This is a genomic window from Paenibacillus hamazuiensis (genome assembly GCF_023276405.1).
Classification (GTDB): Bacteria; Bacillota; Bacilli; order Paenibacillales; family NBRC-103111; genus Paenibacillus_AF; species Paenibacillus_AF hamazuiensis.
Map to the genome: position 1 here is coordinate 6,344,357 of NZ_JALRMO010000001.1, position 24,492 is coordinate 6,368,848.

General features: G+C 44.4%; 24 protein-coding genes and 3 pseudogenes. 9 read left to right on the forward strand and 18 right to left on the reverse strand.

The annotated features are described in order from the left end of the window. Positions 1 to 46: 46 nt before the first annotated feature. From MYS68_RS27570 to MYS68_RS27580, 3 genes are read left to right on the forward strand one after another with little or no spacing between them, the layout of a single operon-like run. Entirely contained in the window at positions 47 to 994 is a 948-nt protein-coding gene (locus tag MYS68_RS27570; RefSeq protein ID WP_248928902.1) for a ring-cleaving dioxygenase, read from the forward strand. Then, entirely contained in the window at positions 994 to 1,602 is a 609-nt protein-coding gene (locus MYS68_RS27575; protein ID WP_248931035.1) for an alpha/beta hydrolase, read from the forward strand. The genes MYS68_RS27570 and MYS68_RS27575 overlap by 1 nt, the downstream gene beginning before the upstream one ends. A 33-nt stretch (positions 1,603 to 1,635) precedes the next feature. Next, on the forward strand, positions 1,636 to 2,253 hold the full coding sequence (locus MYS68_RS27580) for a flavin reductase family protein (protein WP_275983528.1): 618 nt from the start codon (positions 1,636 to 1,638) through the stop codon (positions 2,251 to 2,253). Positions 2,254 to 2,507: 254 nt separating this feature from the next. Here the strand turns inward: MYS68_RS27580 and MYS68_RS39180 are convergent, their stop codons facing one another. The 8 genes and pseudogenes from MYS68_RS39180 to MYS68_RS27615 all read right to left on the reverse strand — a co-directional run bounded on the left by MYS68_RS39180 (position 2,508) and on the right by MYS68_RS27615 (position 8,030). Continuing rightward, positions 2,508 to 2,642: an SAVED domain-containing protein gene (locus MYS68_RS39180; RefSeq protein WP_420852240.1), complete on the reverse strand. Its 135-nt coding sequence runs from the start codon at positions 2,640 to 2,642 to the stop codon at positions 2,508 to 2,510. A gap of 122 nt (positions 2,643 to 2,764) precedes the next feature. Continuing rightward, positions 2,765 to 3,177, reverse strand: a pseudogene (locus tag MYS68_RS27585) (MFS transporter); the annotation flags it as partial. Next, positions 3,177 to 3,764: an SDR family oxidoreductase gene (locus MYS68_RS27590; RefSeq protein ID WP_248928903.1), complete on the reverse strand. Its 588-nt coding sequence runs from the start codon at positions 3,762 to 3,764 to the stop codon at positions 3,177 to 3,179. The pseudogene MYS68_RS27585 and the gene MYS68_RS27590, both read right to left, overlap by 1 nt. Positions 3,765 to 3,766: 2 nt before the next feature. Continuing rightward, a complete protein-coding gene (locus MYS68_RS27595; RefSeq protein WP_248928904.1) occupies positions 3,767 to 3,925 on the reverse strand; it encodes a nuclear transport factor 2 family protein in 159 nt (52 codons plus the stop codon). A gap of 99 nt (positions 3,926 to 4,024) precedes the next feature. Further along, the gene (locus tag MYS68_RS27600; RefSeq protein ID WP_248928905.1) at positions 4,025 to 4,876 is read right to left on the reverse strand and encodes an aldo/keto reductase; all 852 of its coding nucleotides are present in this window, start codon (positions 4,874 to 4,876) and stop codon (positions 4,025 to 4,027) included. A gap of 92 nt (positions 4,877 to 4,968) precedes the next feature. Next, positions 4,969 to 5,949 (reverse strand): aldo/keto reductase, encoded by a 981-nt coding sequence (locus tag MYS68_RS27605; protein WP_248928906.1) that lies wholly within the window; start codon positions 5,947 to 5,949, stop codon positions 4,969 to 4,971. Positions 5,950 to 5,999: 50 nt separating this feature from the next. After that, on the reverse strand, positions 6,000 to 6,830 hold the full coding sequence (locus MYS68_RS27610) for an SDR family oxidoreductase (RefSeq protein ID WP_248928907.1): 831 nt from the start codon (positions 6,828 to 6,830) through the stop codon (positions 6,000 to 6,002). A 140-nt stretch (positions 6,831 to 6,970) separates the two neighbouring features. Beyond that, positions 6,971 to 8,030: pseudogene (locus MYS68_RS27615) on the reverse strand (NAD(P)-dependent alcohol dehydrogenase). Between the two features lie 297 nt (positions 8,031 to 8,327). Between MYS68_RS27615 and MYS68_RS27620 the strand changes: the two are divergent. Further along, positions 8,328 to 8,876, forward strand: a complete 549-nt coding sequence (locus MYS68_RS27620) for a TetR/AcrR family transcriptional regulator (protein WP_248928908.1) — start codon at positions 8,328 to 8,330, stop codon at positions 8,874 to 8,876. Positions 8,877 to 8,973: 97 nt separating this feature from the next. Here MYS68_RS27620 and MYS68_RS27625 read toward each other — a convergent pair whose 3' ends face one another. The 8 genes and pseudogenes from MYS68_RS27625 to MYS68_RS27660 all read right to left on the reverse strand — a co-directional run bounded on the left by MYS68_RS27625 (position 8,974) and on the right by MYS68_RS27660 (position 16,465). Continuing rightward, positions 8,974 to 9,390, reverse strand: a complete 417-nt coding sequence (locus MYS68_RS27625; RefSeq protein ID WP_248928909.1) for a MerR family transcriptional regulator — start codon at positions 9,388 to 9,390, stop codon at positions 8,974 to 8,976. A 19-nt stretch (positions 9,391 to 9,409) separates the two neighbouring features. Further along, positions 9,410 to 9,640: pseudogene (locus MYS68_RS27630) on the reverse strand (aldo/keto reductase); the annotation flags it as partial. A 184-nt stretch (positions 9,641 to 9,824) separates the two neighbouring features. Then, on the reverse strand, positions 9,825 to 10,886 hold the full coding sequence (locus tag MYS68_RS27635; protein ID WP_248928910.1) for a tartrate dehydrogenase: 1,062 nt from the start codon (positions 10,884 to 10,886) through the stop codon (positions 9,825 to 9,827). A gap of 20 nt (positions 10,887 to 10,906) precedes the next feature. Further along, the gene (locus MYS68_RS27640) at positions 10,907 to 12,337 is read right to left on the reverse strand and encodes an NAD-dependent succinate-semialdehyde dehydrogenase (protein ID WP_248928911.1); all 1,431 of its coding nucleotides are present in this window, start codon (positions 12,335 to 12,337) and stop codon (positions 10,907 to 10,909) included. Positions 12,338 to 12,369: 32 nt separating this feature from the next. Next, entirely contained in the window at positions 12,370 to 13,188 is an 819-nt protein-coding gene (locus MYS68_RS27645; RefSeq protein ID WP_248928912.1) for a carbohydrate ABC transporter permease, read from the reverse strand. Further along, complete coding sequence (locus MYS68_RS27650; protein ID WP_248928913.1) at positions 13,185 to 14,111, reverse strand: carbohydrate ABC transporter permease; 927 nt, start codon at positions 14,109 to 14,111, stop codon at positions 13,185 to 13,187. The genes MYS68_RS27645 and MYS68_RS27650 overlap by 4 nt, the downstream gene beginning before the upstream one ends. Positions 14,112 to 14,199: 88 nt before the next feature. Then, positions 14,200 to 15,588 carry an ABC transporter substrate-binding protein gene (locus tag MYS68_RS27655; RefSeq protein ID WP_248928914.1) on the reverse strand — a complete coding sequence of 463 codons (1,389 nt, stop codon included), beginning with the start codon at positions 15,586 to 15,588 and terminating at the stop codon, positions 14,200 to 14,202. A 22-nt stretch (positions 15,589 to 15,610) separates the two neighbouring features. Continuing rightward, on the reverse strand, positions 15,611 to 16,465 hold the full coding sequence (locus MYS68_RS27660; RefSeq protein WP_248928915.1) for a class II fructose-bisphosphate aldolase: 855 nt from the start codon (positions 16,463 to 16,465) through the stop codon (positions 15,611 to 15,613). A 229-nt stretch (positions 16,466 to 16,694) separates the two neighbouring features. Between MYS68_RS27660 and MYS68_RS27665 the strand changes: the two genes are divergently transcribed. From MYS68_RS27665 to MYS68_RS27685, 5 genes are all read left to right on the forward strand, one after another. Further along, positions 16,695 to 17,501: a DeoR/GlpR family DNA-binding transcription regulator gene (locus MYS68_RS27665; RefSeq protein WP_248928916.1), complete on the forward strand. Its 807-nt coding sequence runs from the start codon at positions 16,695 to 16,697 to the stop codon at positions 17,499 to 17,501. Beyond that, the gene (locus MYS68_RS27670; protein ID WP_248928917.1) at positions 17,498 to 18,532 is read left to right on the forward strand and encodes a zinc-dependent alcohol dehydrogenase family protein; all 1,035 of its coding nucleotides are present in this window, start codon (positions 17,498 to 17,500) and stop codon (positions 18,530 to 18,532) included. The genes MYS68_RS27665 and MYS68_RS27670 overlap by 4 nt, the downstream gene beginning before the upstream one ends. After that, positions 18,529 to 19,425: a carbohydrate kinase family protein gene (locus tag MYS68_RS27675; protein WP_248928918.1), complete on the forward strand. Its 897-nt coding sequence runs from the start codon at positions 18,529 to 18,531 to the stop codon at positions 19,423 to 19,425. Before MYS68_RS27670 ends, MYS68_RS27675 begins: the two co-directional genes overlap by 4 nt. 14 nt (positions 19,426 to 19,439) lie before the next feature. Continuing rightward, entirely contained in the window at positions 19,440 to 20,171 is a 732-nt protein-coding gene (locus tag MYS68_RS27680) for a cyclase family protein (RefSeq protein WP_248928919.1), read from the forward strand. A gap of 134 nt (positions 20,172 to 20,305) precedes the next feature. Continuing rightward, complete coding sequence (locus tag MYS68_RS27685) at positions 20,306 to 21,064, forward strand: DeoR/GlpR family DNA-binding transcription regulator (protein WP_248928920.1); 759 nt, start codon at positions 20,306 to 20,308, stop codon at positions 21,062 to 21,064. Positions 21,065 to 21,073: 9 nt separating this feature from the next. Here the strand turns inward: MYS68_RS27685 and MYS68_RS27690 are convergent, their stop codons facing one another. Further along, on the reverse strand, positions 21,074 to 22,687 hold the full coding sequence (locus MYS68_RS27690) for a response regulator (protein ID WP_248928921.1): 1,614 nt from the start codon (positions 22,685 to 22,687) through the stop codon (positions 21,074 to 21,076). 43 nt (positions 22,688 to 22,730) lie between these two features. Then, positions 22,731 to 24,440: a sensor histidine kinase gene (locus MYS68_RS27695; protein ID WP_248928922.1), complete on the reverse strand. Its 1,710-nt coding sequence runs from the start codon at positions 24,438 to 24,440 to the stop codon at positions 22,731 to 22,733. Positions 24,441 to 24,492: the final 52 nt, after the last annotated feature.

Here is a 24,492-nt window from a genome sequence, read left to right on the forward strand (position 1 = left end):
AATGCATTTTGAATCATACTTAAACAAAAAAAAGGAGTTGGCCAAAATGGTAAAACCAACAGCGGGAATTCATCATATTACAGCTTTCGTGAGGAATGCGCAGGAAACGGTCGATTTTTATACGGGTGTGCTTGGCCTCAGGCTGGTCAAGAAAACGATTAACTTTGACGCGCCGGAAGTGTACCATCTGTATTTCGGTAATGAGCTGGGAAGCCCGGGTACGATCATTACCTTTTTCCCGTGGGAGGGTTCGCGGAAAGGCCGCATCGGCGGCGGTCAGGTCGGCGTAACCACGTATGCGGTTCCCGCAGGCGCACTCGAATTTTGGAAAGAGCGGCTCACGCGGTTTAACGTCCCGTTTAACCAAATGGAGAGATTTTCCGAGACGTATATTCAATTCGAGGACAAAGACGGGCTGCAGCTTGAGATTGTGGAGCGCGAGGGTGGACCTCAAAGCCGGTGGACGTTCGGAAACATTCCGGCGGATAAGGCGATCAGAGGTTTCGGAGGCGCCGTTCTCTACAGCGTTGCCCCTGACAAAACCGACAAGCTGCTTGTGGAGGTGATGGGGCTTCAGAAAGTGGGGCAAGAGGGAGGTTATACCCGTTACAAAGCGGCAGGGAACCTGGGAAATGTGATCGATCTCAATGCAACCCCGATGGAGTTCGGCGCAGGCGGAGCCGGTACGGTTCACCATATTGCTTGGCGGGCACAGGATGACGAGGAGCATGCATTGTGGAGAAGCCATATCGCGCAAAGCGGATACCATCCGACACCGATTGTCGATCGCCAATATTTCCATGCGTTATATTTCCGGGAAGCGGGCGGCATCTTGTTCGAGATTGCCACAGATCCGCCAGGGTTTGCGCGAGACGAGGAGCCGGAGAAACTCGGGGAGAAGCTGATGCTGCCGGAATGGTTTGAAGCGAATCGTCCTGAAATCGAAGCGAATTTACCCCCAATTCATGTGAGAGTATTGGAGGAGGAAAAATGATGAAGCATATTTTTCAACAAGGAACGGACCTTAGCGCACCGGTGCTCGTATTATTCCATGGCACGGGCGGCACGGAGCGTGATCTGCTGCCGCTCGCCCGCCTCCTTTCACCGGCTTCGTCCGTGCTCAGCGTAAGAGGTAACGTGCTGGAGAACGGCATGCCGCGGTTTTTTCGCCGATTGGCCGAAGGGGTGTTTGACGAGGAGGATCTCCTCTTTCGCACGCAGGAATTGAACGATTTCCTGGATACCGCTGCGGAGGAATATGCGTTTGATCGCCGCAATCTTGTGGCCGTCGGCTATTCCAACGGCGCCAATATCGCGGGAAGCCTCTTGTTTCATTTCCCGGGTGCTCTGAAAGGAGCGATCCTGCATCATCCGATGGTGCCGCGGCGCGGCGTGAAGCTGCCGGATCTGGTAGATCTGCCTTGCTTCATCGGCGCGGGGAAGAACGATCCGATCTGCTCCCCCGAAGAGACGGAGGAGCTGAAGATGCTGTTGTCCCGGGCCGGTGCGGACGTAACGGTTCATTGGGAAAACTTCGGCCATCAGCTGAGTTCATCGGAAGTGCAAGCGGCTGCAGCGTGGTATCAGCGGCATTTTGGATGAGGAGCGGTTATAGCCTTAAGGAGCGAGAGGAGAATGAATGTGATATCCGTTGATCCTGCAAGCCTAAGCGAGCGAGAAAATTACAAGCTGTTGACGGGAAGTATTATTCCGAGACCGGTTGCATTCGTAACGACCCTTTCGAAAGAGGGAGTTTTAAACGCGGCACCGTTCAGTTATTTTAATATCGTGGCTGCCAATCCTCCTATGGTTTCCGTATCGGTGCAGAGGAAACAAGGAGCGCTGAAGGATACGTCGAGAAATGCGATAGAGACGGGGGAGTTCGTCGTCCACATCTCGGACGAATCGTATATCCGCGAGATTAACTTGACCGCCGCCAGCTTGCCGCCGGTTGAGAGCGAAGCAGCTGCAGCCGGACTCACACCGGTTGCAAGCGAAAAGATTAGTGTACCCGGCGTAGCGGAAGCCAAAATCCGGATGGAGTGCGTCCTTGAACATGCTTTACCGCTCGGCGGAACGGAGGACCATCCCGCCGCCGATTTGTTAATAGGGAAGGTCGTCTGCTTCCATATGGACGAAAGAGTGTATCGGGACGGGTATATTGACGCTCATGCGCTCCGGCCGGTCAGCCGGCTTGGCGGCAGCTCCTATTCCAAGCTTGGAGAAATGTTTTCGATAGATCGGCCGGAATAATAACCCCTTGTGTGGAAATTACTGTGATTCGTATGTACTATTCCAGCGGCGGAGCGGGACACATGAAAAAAAAGACTGGAGATCCGTCAGCGGTGAGCTGAGGGATTTCCAGTCCTTGGTGAGATTCAAGGCAAGATTTATTGGTCGAAGACAAAGTTTGAAGCGGGAAAACAGGGTTTATTTTGTCTATACTGTTCGTTGACATTAGAGTTGGTAACCAATAAACCTCAGTTTTTCTGCCGCGGCAACTAACATTAGAGAGTTATTGCTTTCTCATATCCTCGACCAGTAAACTCATATACATGAATTTGGCACTTTGCAGTAAGGAAATGCCCAATGAAGTAAGCAATACTTGCAGGGGAATTAATGAATAGTTGAATAACAGTAATTCCGCTTCCTCGCTATAGTTCATGGCTAATGTCTGCTTCATAGAAATGTAGTCAATACTGCTCAGTAAGACGATTAGTAAGGGCGGGATGACTCATGTGGACTTCAATGAGCAGCAATGACAATATGATTTCGGATATGCGAACGACATAGATGGCACAAAAAGTAACGTAGCAATAAAAGCCAAAATATTTACAATCGCAAAGAAATACATAGCCATTTGAATCGAAGTGGCATTCACGATAAAAGTAGCGAGGGGTACGCCAAGCACCATACCAGCAGAGTTGCCTAGGTATACTGGATGCAAAAAAGCATAATTTTTTTGCGATTCATACCAGAGAACAGCAATGGCAAAATAGGACCGGATATCGCAACAGCCAGAGCAAAGAGGCTTACCAACGATCCAGCTTGGGTTGTTGTTACGTGAAAGTGATCGGCAATGACGGGCAACAACCCAACAATACCGAGTTCCGTATTTAAAATGCCGAAAGCTCCTAGAGTTAATATAAATATCAATAAATTATTTCGTTGTTCCATTATTCTGGTTTGTTGACTCCCAAACTGTGGCGAATTTCCATTCCCGGTGTAACAGCTAATTTAACAACCAAGTCTGCAACACTTTTGCGGGATACATCATGTCCCTTAAATGGTTCGCCTTTTTGAGTTGTCTCATAATCAATTTCATCTCTATTTGTAAACCAGCCTGGTCTCAAAATCGTATAATCGAGGTCCGAAGCTTCAATGATAGCAGCCGACTTTCGATATGGATTCAAAATGCTTCCATGTTTTTCTCCGGGAACTTCATCGTAAATCCCCATTGAGCTAATCCAAATGAGACGATTAACGCCAGTCGCATCCATTGCAGCCACAACGGTTTTAGCCATTTGTTCAAGATTTCCAACCAGATTGGCGTATACAACATCCTGACCATTCATGGCTTTTTTTAGCTTTTCAATATCCTGAACATCGCCTTCGATTACCTTTACACGATTAGATTCCATGTTCCTTACTCTGCCTGAATTTCGCAAATAAAGCGTTAACTGAGCATCGGTTTCCTTTAGGAATAGGTCTGTAGCAATACGAGCGATTCCGCCGCTTGCTCCAAGGATTAAAACGTTTATCATATTCAAAATTCCCCTTTATTTTTACTTTGTCGATAACCGGTCATGTGAACAAGGATATAGCTATTATCCAAAATGCTCTCTAATGCCTCGGTATCTTTATTAACCATCGCATCGTCTATCCACTGATAAATGGCTAATATTTTTTGTTCATCTTCGTTCATGCTTTTCTAAGAAGCCTCCTTCAATGGGGCGATTATGCTACAGGGGTCCATTCTTCCAAAAAATTGCCCCAAGATGATTATCAAATTGGGGCGGCAGCATTAAATATCAAGTTTACGCGTAGCCATCCATTTCACGATTTCAGGATCGTTATGGGAAAAGAACAGGCTTTTACCCGTATCTAACGCAGCTATTTTTTTCATATCCTCATGGCTTAATTCAAAGTCAAAGATGTTGAAGTTTTCAATGATTCTTTCCTTTCTTACCGACTTTGGAATCACAACTACGCCTCGTTGGGTCAACCAACGTAAAACCACTTGGGCAACGGATTTTTGATGCTTTTCAGCTATAGATACTAAAACTTCGTTATGAAAGAGGTCATTTCTTCCTTCAGCAAAAGGTGCCCAAGACTCGATTTGAACATTGTGCTCTTTCATCAGTTTTGCACTTTCGATTTGTTGGTTGAAAGGGTGCGTTTCAACCTGATTTACGGCAGGGATAACTTCATTGCGAAGAGTTAAATCAAGCAGACGGTCATCTCTAAAGTTACTCACGCCAATTGCCTTGACTTTTCCTTCGCGGTACAATTCCTGCATAGCCCGCCAAGAACCAAAAACATCACCAAACGGTTGATGAATGAGGTACAAATCCAAATAATCCAATTGCAATTTGTGAAGTGATTTTTCGAATGCTTTCTTTGTGTTCTCATAACCCGTATCCTGAACCCAAAGTTTTGTCGTAATAAATAATTCCTCTCTGGGCACACCGCTACGTTTGATGGCTCTGCCGACCGCTTCTTCGTTCATATAAGAGGCAGCTGTATCGATTAGACGATAGCCTGTCATAATCGCATCATAAACAGCTTGTTCACATTCATTCGCATCTGGGATCTGGTATACGCCAAAGCCGATTATCGGCATTTCAACACCATTGTTCAAAATCACTTTATCCATTTCATATCCTCCTGTTACATTCTTTATTCACAATCAACATCGTGCGAAGGAAAGACAATGGCTGCCATTGTGCGCGGCAGCCATTTTGAAGATCAGTTTGCACCCACCACTGGATGAGGTACATACGGTTCTTCTACATACGCAATTTCTTCGGGTGTTAACTTCACCGCGAGCGCGCCGACCGCATCTTCAAGGTGTGACAACTTTGTTGCCCCAACGATTGGTGCTGTTACCGGTTGTTTTTGCAACAACCAAGCGAGTGCGATTTGTGAACGGAGAACTCCGTGCTTGTTTGCAAGTTCCGCCGCGCGATCTATAATCAATTGATCTGCATTTGCCATCGCATCGTATTTTCTTTTTTGCACTTGATCGGTTTCGGAACGATGTGTGGTTTCCCCACGATCACGCGTCAACCTTCCTGATGCAAGCGGGCTATATGGAGTAACACCGATTTTTTCTTCCCTACAAAGAGGCAGCATCTCGCGTTCCTCTTCACGATATATGAGGTTTAAATGGTTCTGCATGGATACAAACCGTGTCCATCCATTTTTCTCCGCGACATGAAGTGCCTTTAGGAACTGCCAAGCATACATCGCTGAAGCACCAATGTATCTTGCTTTACCAGCCTTCACGACATCATGCATGGCTTCCATGGTCTCTTCGATAGGTGTCGCGTAGTCCCAACGATGGATTAAATACAAATCGACGTAGTCGGTTCCGAGTCTCTTGAGGCTTTTATCAATTTCGCTCATGATTGCCTTCCGGGATAGCCCTGCTCCGTTTGGACCTTGATGCATACGCCCCCAAACTTTCGTGGCAAGGACAATTTCATCCCGATTTGCATACTCCTTTAACGCCCGCCCAACAATTTCCTCGCTTGTTCCATCTGAGTATATATTTGCTGTGTCAAAAAAATTAATGCCTAGTTCAAGTGCCCTTTTAATAATCGGGCGGCTCTGTTCTTCGTTGATAACCCATGGGTGTGTCCAGCGATCTGCTACACCGAAGCCCATACAACCAAGGCAAATTCGAGATACATCTAAACCCGTGTTTCCAAGTTTGTTATACTCCATAATCATTCCACTCCTTTGTTTGATGAAACAGCAGTTCGAGTTTTCTTTCATTATTCTTCCGGTTTCAGTGGTCCGTAAAAATATGAAGCCGTGGCTCCACCATCAATTAGGAAATCAGATCCGGTGATGAAAGTTCCCTGTGGCATCATCAGCAGCTCAGCTACATTTGCAACCTCATCAGCTGTTCCAGGACGACCGGCAGGGCATTTTGCAAACATATTCTTGTAGAACTCTCCTCTTGGACCATTGAACTCATCTATTGCTAGTGGCGTTACAATAATCCCTGGAGAAATGGAATTGATACGAGCGCCTCTCTCTCCCCAACGTATAGATTCAAACATAACGCGTTTCACATTGCAGCGTTTCGCCATTTGATAAGCGTGCAACGTATCCTTGATATTTTCTGGACGAAGGACTTCCAAACTAAGGAGTTCTTCAGTTGGTGTTGTTGCCAGCTGTTTATCAATCTCAATTCCCAATTGAGGCATTCTGTGTCCAGATTGACTGGAAATTGTCACACCAACGCCTCCAGGAGCAATTACCTTACCTACTTCCTCCAGCAATACTGCGGTTCCGTACAAATCGACCTTCAGGATCATCTCAATAGGTGCTTGACTAGGGGACACGCCTGCTGCATTGATAAGAGCAGTGATTTCACCATACTTTTGACCTTCTGCAATCAAATTTATAATAGATTCTCTAGATGAAATATCCGTTTCCACAGGCTCTACATCAAATCCGGCTTCTTTCATAATTTTTGTATTAGCCTTAGTGTTATCTGGGTTCTTATCACCAACAATAATTTTCTTACCGAAACCAATCCTTCTAGCTATCGCCATACCAATCTGTCCAGCACCGGTCCAAAGTATAACTTCTTTCATTGCGTAACCTCCCCACCAAATTCTAGATTTCAAAAAATGAAACGGTAGTGCAGAAACATTCATTCTTTCGTGGAATTATCACGGCACTTAAGTTTCGTACGAATGTTCATCTCGTTAATCGCAACCTCACCTTTCCAGGGTTACAGCGTAGCCATATCGATGAGAAACCGATACCGTACGTCACTGTTCAAGACCCGTTCGTATGCTTCATCGACTTGGTCGGCACTTATGACTTCGATCTTAGGAGCGATTCCATTCTCTGCCGAGAAGTCAAGCATCTCTTGTGTTTCTATGATCCCCCCAACGTTGGATGCCGTAATGATCCGACGCCCAGCAAATAAGGAAAAGACATTATATTGCTCCGGCTTGTTCGGCAGACCGAGATGAACGAGCGCCCCGTCCACTTTAAGAATGGAGAGCAAGGCATCTACATTGACATTCGCAGATACGGTGTTTAGAATCAGATCGAATTGGCCAGCCAGCTCCGTGAATGTTGCGGGATCCGTGGTCACATAATATTGTCGTGCGCCGAAACCAAATGCTTCGTCTTTTTTGTTCTGACTATGGCTCAGTACAGTAACTTCCGCCCCCATCTTGTGGGCAAACTGAACAGCCAAATGGCCTAGGCCTCCCATTCCCAAAACAGCAACCTTCTTACCTGACCCGACGTTCCAATGTTTCAGTGGGGAGTATGTGGTAATTCCTGCGCATAACAGCGGGCTGGCCACGTCCAACTCCAAGCCGTCTGGAATACGGACCACAAACGTGTCCTTGACAACGATTTTCTGACTATATCCACCGTACGTTAACTCCCCGTCGTATCCAATGGAATTAAAGACAACGACACCACCTTTTTGGTAAAATTGCTCCTCACCTCTACGACAGAATACACATTCTCCGCAGGAGTCCATAAAACAGCCGACGCCGAAGCGATCACCTACAGCGAAATTTGTCACCTCACCACCTACAGCGGCAACTATCCCTGCAATCTCATGACCGGGTACCATCGGAAAAACTCCGCGGCCAAAATCATTATGAGCATTATGAATATCCGAATGGCAGATGCCGCAATATTTAATATCGATCAAGACATCGTCTGTACGTATTCTCTCTTCGTTCGATGGTAGTTCGTTCAAATTGTGCTTTTTCACTTGGTACAATTAACGCACGAACAGCTATGTTTTGATGATGGTTACACATTGAAACAACAACCCTTTCCTATGAGGTTTAGAATTACTCATTAATTGTTTTACAATTCGCTCCGAGGATCAGAAACCTTGTTCGCTATCCTCGCTCCTTTAACGAAGTTTAGTGTATCTTCTGGAGTTAACTCCAAGTCAAGTACTTAAAAAATAAATCTTGATTCATTAATGTACTCGTGTCTATAATTATAATCAATTACAATGAACCAGCAATGGTTAGATCCCTTCAGTTTGTTAAGTAATGAACAATGTAAGCTAAATTGTCTAACTTGTTCTCAAAATCGAGGTGACCCTGATGGCTAAAGTTGATCGAAGAATAAAGAAAACCCACGATGCCTTAAAAAATGCTGTTTTGGAACTTATGGCTGAAAAGAGCTTTGACGACATTACGATTCAAGACCTTTCTGACCGTGCTAACGTCAGTCGGGGAACGATTTATCTACACTATATGGATAAGTATGACTTGCTAGATAAGCTTATTGAATCGCATATAAACGAACTCGGGGATCGATGCAAGGCAGCAGCCGATTTGGATTTCGCAGACGGATCACTCATCTGGACAGAATATTTCGAAGAAAACTACCCCTTCTTCTCGATGATGTTGGCAAGTAAAGGAGCTCCTTTCTTTCGCAACCGGTTCCTCGATTTTCTGATTGAGGAATTCAAAGATGAAGTAGATGTCACAAAGGGAAAAAATAAGGGATTAAACGAGGAAATGCTTATCCGGTTTGTGGCTTCTGCTTATGTAGGGGTTGTGGAATGGTGGTTTATGAATGAAAGACCGATCTCGCATCAAGCTTTAGCGGAACAATTGGGCGCGTTGTTGGAGAGGAACTGTGGCTGATCACAATATAATGGTCACATCAAATTTGGAAGGGCGTTATGATAAGATCGTAAAATAAAAGGTTCCGTTCATTTAGACGGAACCTTTTATGTAAACACTAATTTCTCTTGTGCAACGTTTTCTCTTTCAACACAATCGTCTGTTCATATCGAACAATTTTATCATTAAGTCGTACTAACATGCTCGTCATTTCCTCAAGTTTGGCCGCAAGCCGATCTTGTTGCTCGATCAGCAGTTCCTTACGGGTGACGAGCGTGTCGTCCCCCTGTTGAAAAAGAGCCACATACTCGATCAATGCTTCGACAGTAAGCCCTGCGCTCTGTCTCATGCATTTGATAAAATCAACCCACTTTATATCTTCCTCCGAATATTCCCGATTGCCGCTCCTATTTCGGGTAACGGGAGGAATTAATCCGATGCGCTCATAATAACGAAGTGTATCTTGGGAAAGCCCAAATTTCTCGCTCACTTCTGCGATCGTCATCGCCATGCCGTCTATCACCTTCTTTTCCATGTCGATACAGTTTTCCCGGTCATGAACGTGGTTTCACGGCTCCGACGACGGGGTGTGGCACATACGGTTCCTCAAGCGATGTGATTTCTTCCGGAGTCAACTTGACTGATAGTCGCTTCTTCGAGCTGGACAAACCCGTTACGCCGATGATAGGTGATGTTACGGTCTCCTTTTGCAACATCCAGGCTAGCGCGATTTGAACGCGGGGGACGCCATGCTGCGCCGCGATGGCCGCAACCCGCTCCGCGATTGGGCCAACGCTTAGCTTCACTTCCCACTGTTCGACGAGAGCGCAAGCACACTTTTGCTGTATTTGTCGTTCCATCCGAATTAATCCCTAACATACGCTCAGAAATAAAAGAAACAGACAGGAAGTCTCCATGTCTGTTGTCAATTACATATCATTTATATCCGCTTCCTACATGATACCTCAATTACCCTTTCTTCAATATGTTCTTGATTACTTCCTCGGTTACCTCTAAAGTTGTCGCAGTCCCACCAAGATCTCGAGTGTTGACGCCAGAAACTAATGTATCCTCGATAGCCCCCAATACCAAACTTCCGATCTCATCATATCCAAGAAAATCAAGCATTTCTTTTGCAGTCCAAATCTGGCCCATTGGATTCGCGATTCCCTGACCAGCTATATCCGGAGCAGACCCATGAACTGGCTCAAACATGGAAGGATACTTCCTTTCCACATTCAAGTTAGCCGACGGCGCAATTCCAATACTCCCCATAATGGCTCCGCCCAAATCCGTAAGAATATCCCCGAATAGATTGGAGGCCACTATTACGTCAAATTGATGAGGTTTCATGACAAAGAAGGCGCAAAGCGCATCGATGTGAACACTATTTTGTTGAATGTCTTCGTAAGCAGCCCCAACCTTTTGAAACGTCTTATCCCAAAACGGCATACTGTATACAATGCCATTGGACTTCGTCGCCGATGTGACCGCTTTCCTCCTCATCTTTGCCAATTCAAAAGCAAAGTTCATCGCTTTAACCGTTTGCTTCTTAGTGAACACTGCGTTTTGAATGGCAATTTCATCATCGTCGGAGTGCATCAATCCACCGATTTGTGAATACTCGCCTTCCGAGTTTTCCCGAACGACTACAAAATCGAATGGAATCGGATCTTTCAGTGGAGATGTCAGCCCCCTTAGAAGCTTAGCAGGCCGAACATTGATCGATTGCTCGCATTCTCTTCGGATTTTCACCAAGAGCTCCCACAAGGAGATATGATCCGGTACGAGTTGTGGCATGCCGACGGCACCTAAAAATATTTGATCGAACTGCTTCAAGGTATTGATACCGTCTACGGGCATCATGCGCCCATGCTCCAAGTAATATTCACAGCTCCAAGGAAACGAAGTAAAGTTCCACTTGATACCGCCATGAATTTGCGCCGCGGTCTCCAATACTTGAATAGCGGCGGGAACTACCTCTTTACCGATACCATCTCCAGGAATAACTGCAATATCAAACTGATTCACAACCTTATCCTCCAGGAAAATTAAATTTGAATTGAAACGAATTTTGTTTCAAGGAAGTCATTAATACTGCCGGGACCTCCCTCTCTTCCCATGCCGCTTTCTTTCCATCCGCCGAACGGTCCTTGCACTGTAGTAGGAACCGCATCGTTACAACCGATAATGCCATACTCCAATGCTTCATAGACACGAATTGTTCTTGCCATATCTCTTGTATAGAAATACGCGGCCAAACCATAAGGCGTATTATTGGCTTTAGCAATCACTTCTTCTTCGGTATGGAACACATGAACCGGTGCTACAGGGCCGAATGTCTCATCGTTCATGATAACCATATTTTCATCTACATTGGACAAAATGGTTGGCTCGTAAAAATAACCTTCACTGCCCTCCATACGCTTGCCGCCTGTAATAATTGAGGCTCCTTTGGATACGGCATCGCTCACATGATACTCAACCTTATCCAACGCTCTACGATCAATAACAGGGCCAATCGTCGTCTCCGCTTGAAATCCATCCCCAAGACGAAGACGTCCAACCGCTTCTTTAAACTTATTCAAGAAGTTTTCGGCGACCGAAGCGTGAACGTAGATACGATTGGCGCAAATACAAGTTTGTCCTGCATTTCTAAATTTGCTATTCAGAGCCCCTATTACAGCCATATCAAGATCTGCATCATCAAAAATGATAAATGGTGCATGGCCCCCAAGCTCCATCGACATTTTCTTCACCTGGCCTGCCGCTGCACTCAACAGCTTTTTACCCACGGCCGTGGAGCCCGTAAATGTAATTTTCTTTATCTCTGGACTGCTCAACAGTTCGTTTCCGATACCTTCCGGATTGCCTGTCACCAAGTTAACAACTCCTTTTGGCAGGCCGGCCTGCTCGGCAATCTCTACCCACTTGACCGCTGCCCCCGGAGTCTGCAAAGCAGGTTTTAATACGACTGTGCAACCGCTAACCAGAGCAGGACCCAATTTACGCGCAGCCATGGACAGAGGAAAATTCCACGGAGTGATGGCGGCAACCGATCCAACTGGCTGTCGCACGGTAAGAAGTCTCTTATTCGCTACGGGCGCTGGAATCACATGGCCGTAATTTCGAACCCCTTCTTCAGCATTCCACCTGAGATAGTCCATAGATATGAGGACCTCAGATCGGGCTTCGCTTAGAGGCTTCCCCATCTCGAGTGTGATGATCTCTGCTAACTCTTCCTTTCTTTCCCCCATGATGTCCGCAATCCGATGAATATACGCCGCTCTCTCCTTTGCCGGCAAACGGGACCAATCTTTGAAAGCTCGGTCGGCGGCTAGAACTGCCAAGCGGGCATCTTCACCATCGCCATATGGCGCTTCTCCCACTTTCGCCGCAGTAGCAGGATTAATGACATCGTAGCTTTGCGAAGAGCGTGCTTGTACCCATTCCCCATCAATATACATGGACCATCGATTCATGATCATTTCACCTTTCATTCATTATATTTTGGTTACTTCACTGCCCCGAGAGTCAGACCTCTGACGATTCTTTGTTGAGCAAGGAAGCCAAGCACCAAGATAGGAAGAATCGCTAATAAAGAGATACCGGAAACTTTGGCCCAGAATAGTCCTTCCGAGGTCATAAACGAAGATAAGTAAACGGACAGCGTTTTTGAATTCGGCCCGGAAAGAATGGTCGCAAAGAAATATTCATTATAATTGAAAATAACAGCCAAAATTGTCGAGGTGGCGATACCAGGAGTTGAGATTGGTAGAATTACTCTTAAGAAAATCCCCCAGTAGGAAGCCCCGTCTATGGAAGCTGCCTCGATTATGGCCGGCGGAATGTCTAAAAAAAATGAACGCATGACGAGCACGATTAACGGCATGCTGACAGCCGAGTAAATGATTCCTAACCCAAAATTGGTACCAAGCAAACCTGTATCTTTCAGCATGATATATATGGGAACGGCGATACCCACAGCCGGCATAAATTTCGTAGATAAGATCCAACCGAAAAGTTTACTGGACTTGTTGTACCATTCACATTCTGCTAGATAAAAGGCCAAAGGGAGGGCCAGTATATTAACGAATATTACCGAAAAGACGGATACTGCGAGCGAGTTATACAAATATAAAAAGTAACTGCCATTTCCAAAAGCACCTATAACTTGATCAAGTACCGGTGTAAAGACAAATGCTGGTGGAAATTGATAAGCTACGTTTTCCGTTTTAAACGCATTGAGGATGATCCATAAAATCGGAAAAAATATGAGCCCAGCTACAACATAAGTTAGAAGAGTAACCAATGACTCCGTTAGTTTCTTCATGCGGTTCCCTTCCTTCCCTGAAACATCCGAATTAAGATGGATCCAAAAAACATGGTGATAAAGGAGGCAACAACGCCACTCGCGCTTGCAGATCCTAAATTGTACCCGTGAAATGCTTCTTCAAATACAAAGTAAGACAGATTGGTCGTCACTTTCCCGGGTCCACCGGCTGTGATTAAAGCAATTTCACCGAACAGAGGAATAATCATAATGGAGCCCAAGAGCACGCAAATAAATACATACTGTTGAAGAAAGGGGAGCACTATGTGGAAGAAGGTCGTTACCCTGCCTGCACCATCCATCCGCGATGCTTCCATAACCTCTTCTGGGATCGATTCAAGCGCTGCATGCAGGATCAGCATCATGAATGGCGTCCATGACCATACGGCAACCGTAACTACTGTTGCTACCGGATGATTACCAATTATATCGGGTGGTGTCATGCCCAGAAGCTTGAACAATGCTGCAATAAAACCATACGACGGATCCATCATCATGTTTTTCCACACCAATGCTGTTACCGTAGTCATCACCAAAAAGGGGGCAAACAGAAGATTTCTTACGATCGTTTTTCCGACAAATTGACGATGGAGCATTGTTGCAAGCAGCAATCCGATCACGAGCGACACACTTAAAATGATGACTGATAATTTCAAAGTCGTCCAAACGGCTTGATAAAAAAGGACATCCGTAAACAAGTGTGCATAATTACTCAATCCGACGAATTGTTTGCCCAATTGCGGGTAAAGCAGATTCCAGTCCAACGTACTAAAATAAAGGGTAATGACAAACGGGACCTGTGTGATTACTGCCAGAAAGGCAATGCTGATAAAGACAACGTACTTTGGGGTTACAAATCGTCGATCTCTTTTTTTCTTCATCGATTTTTCGGTTGCCATGGTTTCTTCTATCGCCATCTCCATATGGAAGGTTTAACCTCCGTCCCATGATTTAAATTTATGGGAACCGCTGAAAAAACCATGCAGCGGTTCCTTTAGCATGCAAGTTTTTTTACTTCTTGATGTACCCGGCTTTTTTCATAATCTCAGTTGTTTTCTCCTGCGACTTCTGAAGCGCTTCGTCAACCGACAGTGCCCCTGTTACGACCGCTGCGAAGTTTTGTCCGAATTCGGACGCGAATGCAGCATATTCAGGAAGATGAATTTGTGCAAGCCCTGTATATGGCACCTGATCTTTAGCTGGTTTGTTGATATCCGCGGAATCAATCAACTCTTTCGTGATTTTCGACCATGGAGCAGCCTTCAGGTAGTCCTGATTTTCGTAAGTGGAATAACGGGTCCCTGACGGTGCCAGTGCCCAACCTTTCTTATTAGCAACAAGCTTGATATAGTCTTTGCTTGTAGCCCAAGTGATGAATTCGAACGCTTCTTTCTTATGTGTAGACGAGCTTAAGATGCCCAATCCCCAAGTGTAGAGCCAGTGGCTGCCGTTAGGGGTAACTTCGACCGGTGCTTTCGCATAACCGATTTTCCCTACTACTTTGGATGTGTTCGGGTCATTCAACATGCCGGCAGCAACTGTCGCATGGTACCACATTGCCGCTTTACCTTGGGATATTAATCCTAACCCTTCATTAAATCCTACGTTGGTTGCTCCAGGTTCCCCCGCTTCCTTCAGTAGGTTCACATAGAAGGACACTGCTTTTTTGAATTCCGGAGAATTGATTTGTGGATTCCAGTCCATATCGAACCACTTCGCACCAAACGTGTTTATCACTGTGAGCAGTGGTGCCAATTGACCATATTGAGGAGTACCGTTCAAAGCGATGCCATACATGCCGTTAGCCGGGTCGTTTAGCTGCTTCGCAAGCTTGTAAATGTCGTCCCAAGTCGGTTGTTCCGGCATAGTCAAGCCCTTCTGCTCGAACAAGTCTTTACGGTAAAAAATCATATTGCTTTCACCATAGAACGGAAGCGCATACATCTTGTCTTTAAGTGAAAGCGCTCCGTTAATCGGCTTGATAATATCATTTACATCATAGCTTTTTTGAATATCAGCATTGGCTTCAAACAAAGGGTTTAGCGGCTCTAACCAGTCGTTTTTGGCCCACGTAGATACCTCGTACGGCCCAATCGTTGCGATATCATATTCGCCCGATTTGGTTGAAACGTTCAACGTTACCTTTTTCCTCAAATCGTCGTCTGGCATTGCCGTGAAATTCACTTTAATGCCAGGATGCGTGGACTCAAATTCACCTTTGAGCTCCTCCATTACCTTCATATCCGGATTGTTGACGGTTGCAATGTTGATGGTGACAGTCTTCGCTGGAGTACTTGATGACGATTGATTTCCTGATTCGGACGCTTGCGGCTTGCTTTCGCAAGCCGTGACGCTTGTTGCGGTTACTACAGACAGAATAGCTAGAGTCACTTTTTTCATAAATAGACCTTCCCCCTCTATATTAAGTATTTTGGAACACCGCTTGTTGACCAGTAGTATTGAAATCGTTCAGCTTTGTAATAATCGTCTCTTTTGCCTTTTCCTTACCACGGCTGGCAACATTCAGATAATCAATAGTCGCACTTTGGGACAAATCGACGATGCCTTCCATATAAGCTCTTGCGAATTCAGTGAAAATATTAATTTTAGCTATCCCGTTGTCAATGACTCTCCGGATTTCCTCTACCGGTGTTTCCGACCCACCGTGCAATACTAATGGAACGTTCACACGACTGTTAATTTCACGTAGGATCTGCATATCAAATGTCGGAGCTTGACCTTGGTAATGCCCATGTGTGTTACCAATAGAAATCGCGAGATAGTCCACACCGGTTTGTTCTACGAAATACACAGCTTCGTTAACGGAGGTCGCTTCATTATGATCTCCTGTTTTACTGCTGCCAACGTGGCCTAGTTCGGCTTCTACTGAGACATGTACCGCGTGTGCTACCTTAACAATGTCTCGAGAGATAGCGATATTTTCTTCCAATGGCAAGAGAGAGCCATCAAACATGACCGATGTAAATCCATACCGCAAAGCTTCAATAACTCTCTCCCAAGTCCTTCCGTGGTCCAAATGGAGCACGACCGGCACGCTTGCTCTTTGAGCTCTTTGCTTGACAGCAAATACCAAACTTTCAACATCCAGCACTGGGAAGTGTCTGTCAACGATCCCCACAATAACCGGAGCGTGCAAAGAACTCGCCGTTTCAATAACGGCTTCTACCATCTCCAAATTTAAAACGTTAAACTGCGGTACTGCATACTTTCTACGTTTGGCATCTTGCAATAACTCGGCTCCTGCAACTAAAGGCATTTTCGAACCCCTCCTAGACTTATTCAAAACGAAATCACATCGAAACACATACTCATCATAAATTAGTTTCGTTAATTTGTCTATACGAAAGTATTTCGAAACCTTATTTTTTATTTTCGTAACTTTTGTGTTGAATTTTGTTTTCGATGTATATAAAATGAATATCAAACGCCATCCACCTCCCTCGATAACCGATTAATTTATATTTCGAAACGAAAGGAGATTGCTTTTGAAAAAAAGATGGAGGGAAATATTACAGCTGTTCGAGGAACAAAATAACTTAACTGTCGGCGAGATCAGCGCTCGAATCGGATTGTCAGAAGTGATGGTGAGGAAGTATTTAACCGAATTGGATAGTGAAGGACTCCTTCATAGGAAACACGGCAGTGCAAGCTCTTTACATGATCAAAGTGTCCCTTCATTTGAGGCGAGGGAATGGATTCAAATGGATGAGAAACATTGTATAGCCAAAGAAGTTTCCTACCTGATTCATGACGGGGATTCCGTTATTATGGATGCCGGTACGACTACACTGGCAGTCGCCAAATTTATTAAACATAAAAAAATATCAATCGTAACGAATTCGTTGCCTATCGGCATGGAATTAGCGGACTTACCTGGAACCGTATCTCTGACAGGTGGTGATTTAATCAGTGGAAGCATGGCCTTATATGGGCCGGATACGACCAATTTCCTGAATCAAATTCGTGTCAATAAAGTCATCTTAGGAACGAGCGGCTTTCGAAATGATTTCGGTTTCACGACATCATCTTCCATAGAAGCCGCTGTTAAACAAAAGATGATAGAATGTGCTAAAGAGGTCATTGTCGCTCTGGATCATACTAAATTTACTCGAATGAATCTCGCTAACATTGCACCTTTTTCCGTCATTCAAACCGTAGTTACATCAGAGCTGGCACCAATTGACGCAGTAAAAATTTTAAAGGCCCAAGGCATACAAGTCATTATCGCAAAATTGAGTCAGTCAGAATCCCCATATTCCAATATAAAAACGTATAAAGGAGCCATCGTATGAGCTATTTAGCTGCAGAATATCAAGGGAAACAAGACCTAGCGATTGTTGAGAGAAAGTTCAAAGAAATCAAAGGATCGGACGTATTGATCCGAATTGAATCCGCTACCATTTGCGGTACGGACGTTCACATTTTGGCTGGGGAGCATTTTGCTAAAGCTCCGGTTGTAATCGGACATGAATTCGCAGGCTACGTAGAAGCGATCGGTCAAGACGTTTCTACCATTCAAGTTGGAGACCTCGTAACCGTAGAACCTCATATTTTCTGCGGAAACTGTAAGTTTTGTCGCATTGGCAAAGAACATTTGTGTTTAAACAAATTAGCCTTTGGGGTTCATCTTGACGGTGGATTTGCACAATATTGCGTCGTCCCGGAACGGACTGTTTATAAGGTACCGCAAGGAATGAGTGCTGATGTGGCAGCGTTAACCGAAAACGTAGGATGCTGTTTGCACGGTGTTGACCGGCTTGATGTTAAACAGGGGGATCACGCCATTATCCTTGGCGGGGGCTTTGTCGGAATCGTACTGGCCGAGCTTATTCGCCTCCGCGGCGCAAGCAAAGTCATTGTTTCCGAGCCTAATCAAATCAGACGCGATATGCTATTGAGAAGAGGGTTTATTACCATTGATCCGCTAAATGAAAACTTGGTAGAAAAGGTAAGCTCCATTACCAACGGTCTCGGTGCTGATATTATTGTGGAGGCAGCTGGAAGACCAGATACAGCCAAGCAATGCGTGGACTTAGTCGGTCGCGGAGGCACAATTATGTTTTTCGGCGTTGTTCCTCCATCCCATAGTATCGAAATTTCACCGAACGATATTTTCAAACGAGAACTCACAATTCTAGGCTCTGCTATTAACCCTTATAGCCACCATCGTTCCTTGGAGATTATGGATTCCCTCCACCTCGATGAACTCGTGACGCATAAGTTCCCGCTAAGCAGGATTGACGAGGCGTTCGAAGCAGCCAGAAAAGGTGTAGGAATCAAAGTTGCCATCCACCCTAACAGCACCGGAGGTACTAGCGAGTGAAGGCTCCAATAGCGTTTGTCGGTACGGCGACATGGGACCAAATAGCCCTCGTTGATCGATTGCCGCAAAGTGACCAGCGTATTAAAGCGCGCGATCTCCTCAGCTGCGGTGGGGGTCCCGCTGCAAATGCTGCAGTATCGGCACAGGTTCTCGGAGCACCGTGCCTTCTGATTTCCTGTGTTGGAGATGATACAACTGGTAAGAATATCGTGGATGACCTCCGACGTTACTCAATCGGTACACAAGGCATTCAAATTATACATGGAGGCCGCTCTTCAAACAGTCTCATTCAAGTGGAGAGCACCGGATTGCGTACTATCACATACTTTGGCGGAGTACTTGCCAAGTATGACCTTCAAGCTTTTCCGGAACAACTGATTGAACAGTGTGCTCTCGTGCACGCAGACGGCAACCATCCCGCTCTTACATTAAAAACATTTCAATTAGCTAGACAATATGGGAAGTTGACCTCTCTGGACGGTGGGAATATTCCCGAGGATGTTTTGAACACCATGCTGGAATTTGTCGATGTTTTCATTACCGATGTTAAATCACTGCCGGAAGCTTTGCGCGATATGTCATTGGACGAAGCCTGCAAAGAACTGAGCAAGGCGGGTCCTCGTTGCGTAGCAATTACAAACGGCAAGCATGGTTGCACGATGTGGACCGAGGAAGGCATTCATACCGAACCCGGCATTGCGGTCCAAGTGATCGATACGACTGGTGCCGGCGACGACTTTCACGGTGCGTTCGCCTTCGGTTTATGGAAAGGCTTATCTTATGACGCTTGCCTCAAACTCTCCAACATTTTTGCCGCGATAAGTTGCGAAGGCTTGGGTGGCCGGGGTAAGCTGCTCTCCTTTGATGAATTAGAACAAAAATATCTCAAATGATGATGGAGGGTGCAATGGAGCACATTATCAATAATGTATATAATCAATTGGCAAAGCTGAGAGTAGTGGATCTGTCGGTTACCCTCGAGCCCGGTATTCCACGTTTTCCTACTCATCCACATTTGGTGATCGATCAAACCGTTACCCATAAACATGACGGTTATTATTGTCAATCTATTAGCATGGCGGAGCATACGGGCACGCATGTCGACTCCCCTGCACATATTCATCCTTCAAAAATGGACGTCACTATTGAGACGTTCCCGGTGGATTATTTGATTCGTCCTGCTGTTCGCTACGACCTCAGTCAATTCGACCCGCAGCCCGGAGAACTCTTGACACCCGAACATTTATTAAAGCTTGAAGAACAGATGGGCGACGGCGTGAAAGAAGGAGAAATCGCGTTGCTCCATTACGGTTGGATGAAATATTGGGATACTGGAGTAAACTGGAAGTGGTATGCCTCCAACGCGCCGGGGCTAGCAATGGAGGCAGCCAAGCTATTTCAAGAGCGCGGCATCCGTGCCATCGGTAGTGATACGATCGCATGCGATCAAGCAATGATCGAAGGAGTCGCCAAAAAATCGTACGGGCATGACGAGTTCTGGTTGCCTAATAACATCTTGATCATGGAAAGCTTCGCCAATCTCGATCAACTATCGAATCGCAGCCTGTTCGTAGCCTCCCCGCTGAAAATAAGAAACGGCTCCGGATCCCCAATTCGAGCCTGGGCATATTGTTCTTAATATGAATTGTTAGCAAATAAGGATCTTGTCTTCCGGTATTCATGGAATTCAAGATCCTTTCGTTTTTACTTTCGATCATTTATAATATTGGCATATTATGTTTCGTTCGTAAATTCGAATGATGAGGTGATCGGATGAAGGAAAGATGGACTAAAATCGTTTCTCTTGTAAATGGTTCCAAGGAGTTGTCGGTGATTGAATTAAGCAATTCATGCGGGGTTTCGGAAGTCACCATTCGAAAAGATCTTATCGAGTTGGAAAAACAGGGTTTGCTCATCAGAACTCATGGTGGTGCCGTTGCTCTAACCGAACGAAACGTTCCCTCCTACTTCGCACGAAGTCAATTTGAGACTCCGGAGAAACAAGCGATAGCAAAAGCTGCTGCGGAGTTAATCGAAGAGGGTGATTCGGTCATCATCGATGCCGGGACAACACCGCTCGCAGTTGCTAGTTACTTAAAAGATAAGAAAATTTCCGTTGTAACTAACTCTTTGACTGTCGGCATGGAACTATCCGATTCCGCTGGAACTATATCCTTGACTTCCGGCGAAATTATTAATGGCCGGTTGTCCCTTGCAGGGCCGGATGCCGAGAAATATATAGAATCCTTACGAGTAAATAAAGCCATTATAGGTGCTAGTGGTTTTCGAGCCGATTATGGTTTCACCACCTCCTCCACCATTGAAGCGGCAATTAAACAGAAGATGGTGAAAGCCGCGAATCAAGTCATTATTGTTGTTGACCATACGAAATTCGATAAGGTCAAACTTGCTAACTTTATTGCTTTTACAAACATTTACATGGTCGTTACTTCAACAAAAGCTCCCAAAGAAGCATTGCAAGCATTAACTGATAATGGCGTAAAAGTCAAACTAGCTGACGTAACTTCATAATGACTTTGTTTACCTGAATTCCTGTGGTGTCATGCCGAAATACTTCTTAAATACTTTAATAAAATAATTGGGATTCTGATAGCCTAATTGTAAAGCAATTTCATAATTTTTAAGCCTACTGTTTTTTAACAAATAGCATGCCTTTTCCATTTTCAATTTAAAAATATAATCACTTAAATTTTCCCCCGTCTCCGATTTGAACAATTTGGAAATGTTAACCGGGTGCATATGGGTATATTCGGCGATCGCCTGTAGAGACACATCACTCGTAAGGTTATTTTGTACGAACTCTTTAATTTGACCAACTTCATATTGGCGAGTCGATACCGTCTCTTGCGTCATGTAATTGCGAATTTGTTCCAATGCTTGAAACGCCCAATTCTGTAAGGATGCAACAGAGCGACAAGGAACTAATCCCACAACATCATATAGGTCCGTACTAACAATTTCTTTTAGTTCCTTGCCATTTTTATGCGCGATATAGCTTAATGTCGAATATATACTGAAGAAAACTTCGATTAAGAATTCTTTTGATTCCCCCCACTTTTGTTTGAGTTCATCAAAGATTGATATTAATCTATCCGATGATTCCTTCCAATTAGCAGCCTCCATTAGATGTACAAGTAGAGGCGCTTCATAAAGACTTTGTAAGTATGGAGCACGCTCCACTTCCATAATCCCATTTGCCAAAGTGAAAATTTCCCGTTGATTTCCAACTCTTTTTCGAAATGCAGACAATGCGCTGTGATAAAGCTTTGTTAAGTCCTCAGGAAAGCCACCCCACTCACTAATCAGTATGGACACCTTGCCTTTTAAGTATCTTTTTATATCTAATTGAAGTTGAACCGCTCTTTCTTCAAAATAAGCATTCGCATATTCCGGAAGTTTAGAGTTGTTTTCCTGCTTTAAAGAAACAACATAGACCAGATAATCATGGACATCCTTACAATGCCACAATCTAAAGGTGTCATTGAAAATTTCTTCAGCCATGTTCCCCACAGCATACTCTAGCAGCGAGAGACTATAATAATCTTTTTCCACAAACTCATCTTCCAGCCTTACAATCATAAGCGCGAAAGGTTCGGCATCAGTGAGAGGAATCTGTAACATTGTGAGTTTCTCGAATAAGTGGGCATAAGATAATTTTTTGCCTTGTAATAATTCGTTTAGTAACTCCGCTCTGTGTTTGGGGAGATGTTCTCTCATCGTTTGAAGTGCTTTTTGATAACTTAAATCGTTAGCTTGTTCTTTCAGTAGAACGCCCACGACTTCTTTAACTTTCATATAAATGTGTTCATCACTGATAGGTTTCAATAGATAATCGTACGCATGGTTTGTAATTGCTTTCTTTGCAAACTCAAACTCAGCGTAACCGGAAAGTAATATTACCTTTGTTTTCTTCCATCTATTTTTTATTAATTCCATAAGAGCAAGACCGTCAATACCTGGCATTCGAATATCCGTAATGACAATATCAATTGTGGTCGTTTTTAAGATTTCGAGTGCCTCTTCACCGGAGTAAGCTCTAAACACGCTTTCAATTCCTAATTCGCTCCATTGGATCTTAGTTGCCATACTCTCTACTATATTGATTTCGTCATCTACCAATAGTAGTTGCAACAATTTACATCCCCTCCATACTCACCTATTCGCGATACATTCTTCATTATTTGTTAAGCTCCCAAGTAACGACTACTAAGAGTCCCCCACTATCGGCTTTTTGAAAACGGAGGCCGGACTGCCCCTTGAACTGATAACAAAGCCTTTGATGTATGTTCCAAAGTCCACAGCCCATTTCGTCATCCATAGGTGCGTTCAACTTGGCTTGAAGATCTTGGATTTCGCTTTCAGACATCCCTTCTCCGTTATCTTCAATGAGAATTTGACAAACATCGTCGTTTAATACTCCTCTTATTTCAATAAGTCCGAAATCTTTACTTCTTTCAATTCCATGAATAATTGCATTCTCTACAATTGGTTGTAATAGTAATCTTGGTATACACATATGCAGAATTTCATCCGGGATTTCAATTTCGTAGTGAAACCGATCTATTCTCAAGTGCTGAATCGATAAGTAGTTTCTCAACATCGTTATTTCCTCTTCGACGGTAACCATCGTTGTTTCAACACGCGTCGTATAGCGAAAATAATCCCCTAAATTGAGAGCCATAGCCATGACCGCATCCGTATCGCCCATGTTTGCGACACTTTTGATGTAAAATAAGCAATTATACAAAAAGTGAGGATTAATTTGTGATTGTAACTGTTTGACCGTCGCTTCACGCAGACGAAGCTTTTCTTTGTACACGGTCTCAATCAAATGTTGAATCTCTGCGGCCATATCATTAAAGCTATCAAACAAATAATCGAAGTCGTTATGGTTATGATTTTGAATTCGAACCGACAAGTTGCCATTTCGAATCGATTTAACACCTTTTGCCAGCTTCCGAATTGGAATTTGAACATGTTTATAGAGTAAGAACGTTGCAATTATGCTAAGCACTAAAAGAAGTCCCAATGAAATATAAAACAGGTTCCTGCTTTTCATAATCGGCGTTATCGTTTGTTCCAAAAGCTGATAATCTACCAGATACCATCCTAGGCTGTCCGACTTGTTATAATTGACCACATATTTGTTGTTATTAACGGTCACTATAATACTGTTTTGATCTTGCAGATGAATATCCTTGAGAGCTTGAGAAATCGATTCTATAAGTCCCAGGTTAGGGTTTGAATTGACGATTGGATCGTTAGCCGGCTGAAAAAAGAAAGGATCCCCCTGATCGCCATACTTCAATTGATCTAACATGCGTATGATGTTTTCTTTAGAAAATCTTACTTCCACCATATAGTCCGAAGTTTCCTGATTGCTATAGCTAAATCTCGAAAAATATTCCGGTATCACTTTCCCCGCACGACTATTTTTATAGACCCATTTTTGACTCTCCTGTGTCCGTAAATAACTAAAATCATCTTCTATGATGGAGAAGTCCGATGAAACGATTTCCTTCGTATCCGGAGTAAATAGTACCAACTGACTATCCCAATTACTCGAAACGACTTGCAGATTCAGCTTTTGAACAATGTCTATTTGCGCCTTGAATTTTTCAAACTGCGAGTATCGCCCGCGCTGTTCCATATATGCTTTAATCCCAGGATCCCGGCTTACAATGATGGAGAACTTGGCTAGCTGGTCTACAGATGATTCCAACTGACTCATAAAAAAAGATAACCGGTTTAAACTGGACGCTTGAATCTCCTGCTTTACTACATCGACACTCACTTTGTAGGAATAGCTGTATAGCAAAAGAATAGGAATCAAGAGCAAACAAATGAGCGTTACGATTTTTGCAAAGATGCTTTTATTCAATCTCATGATGGATTTCCCCTCAATCAAGTATCAAGAAGGTAAAAGCAAAAGAAAGCCG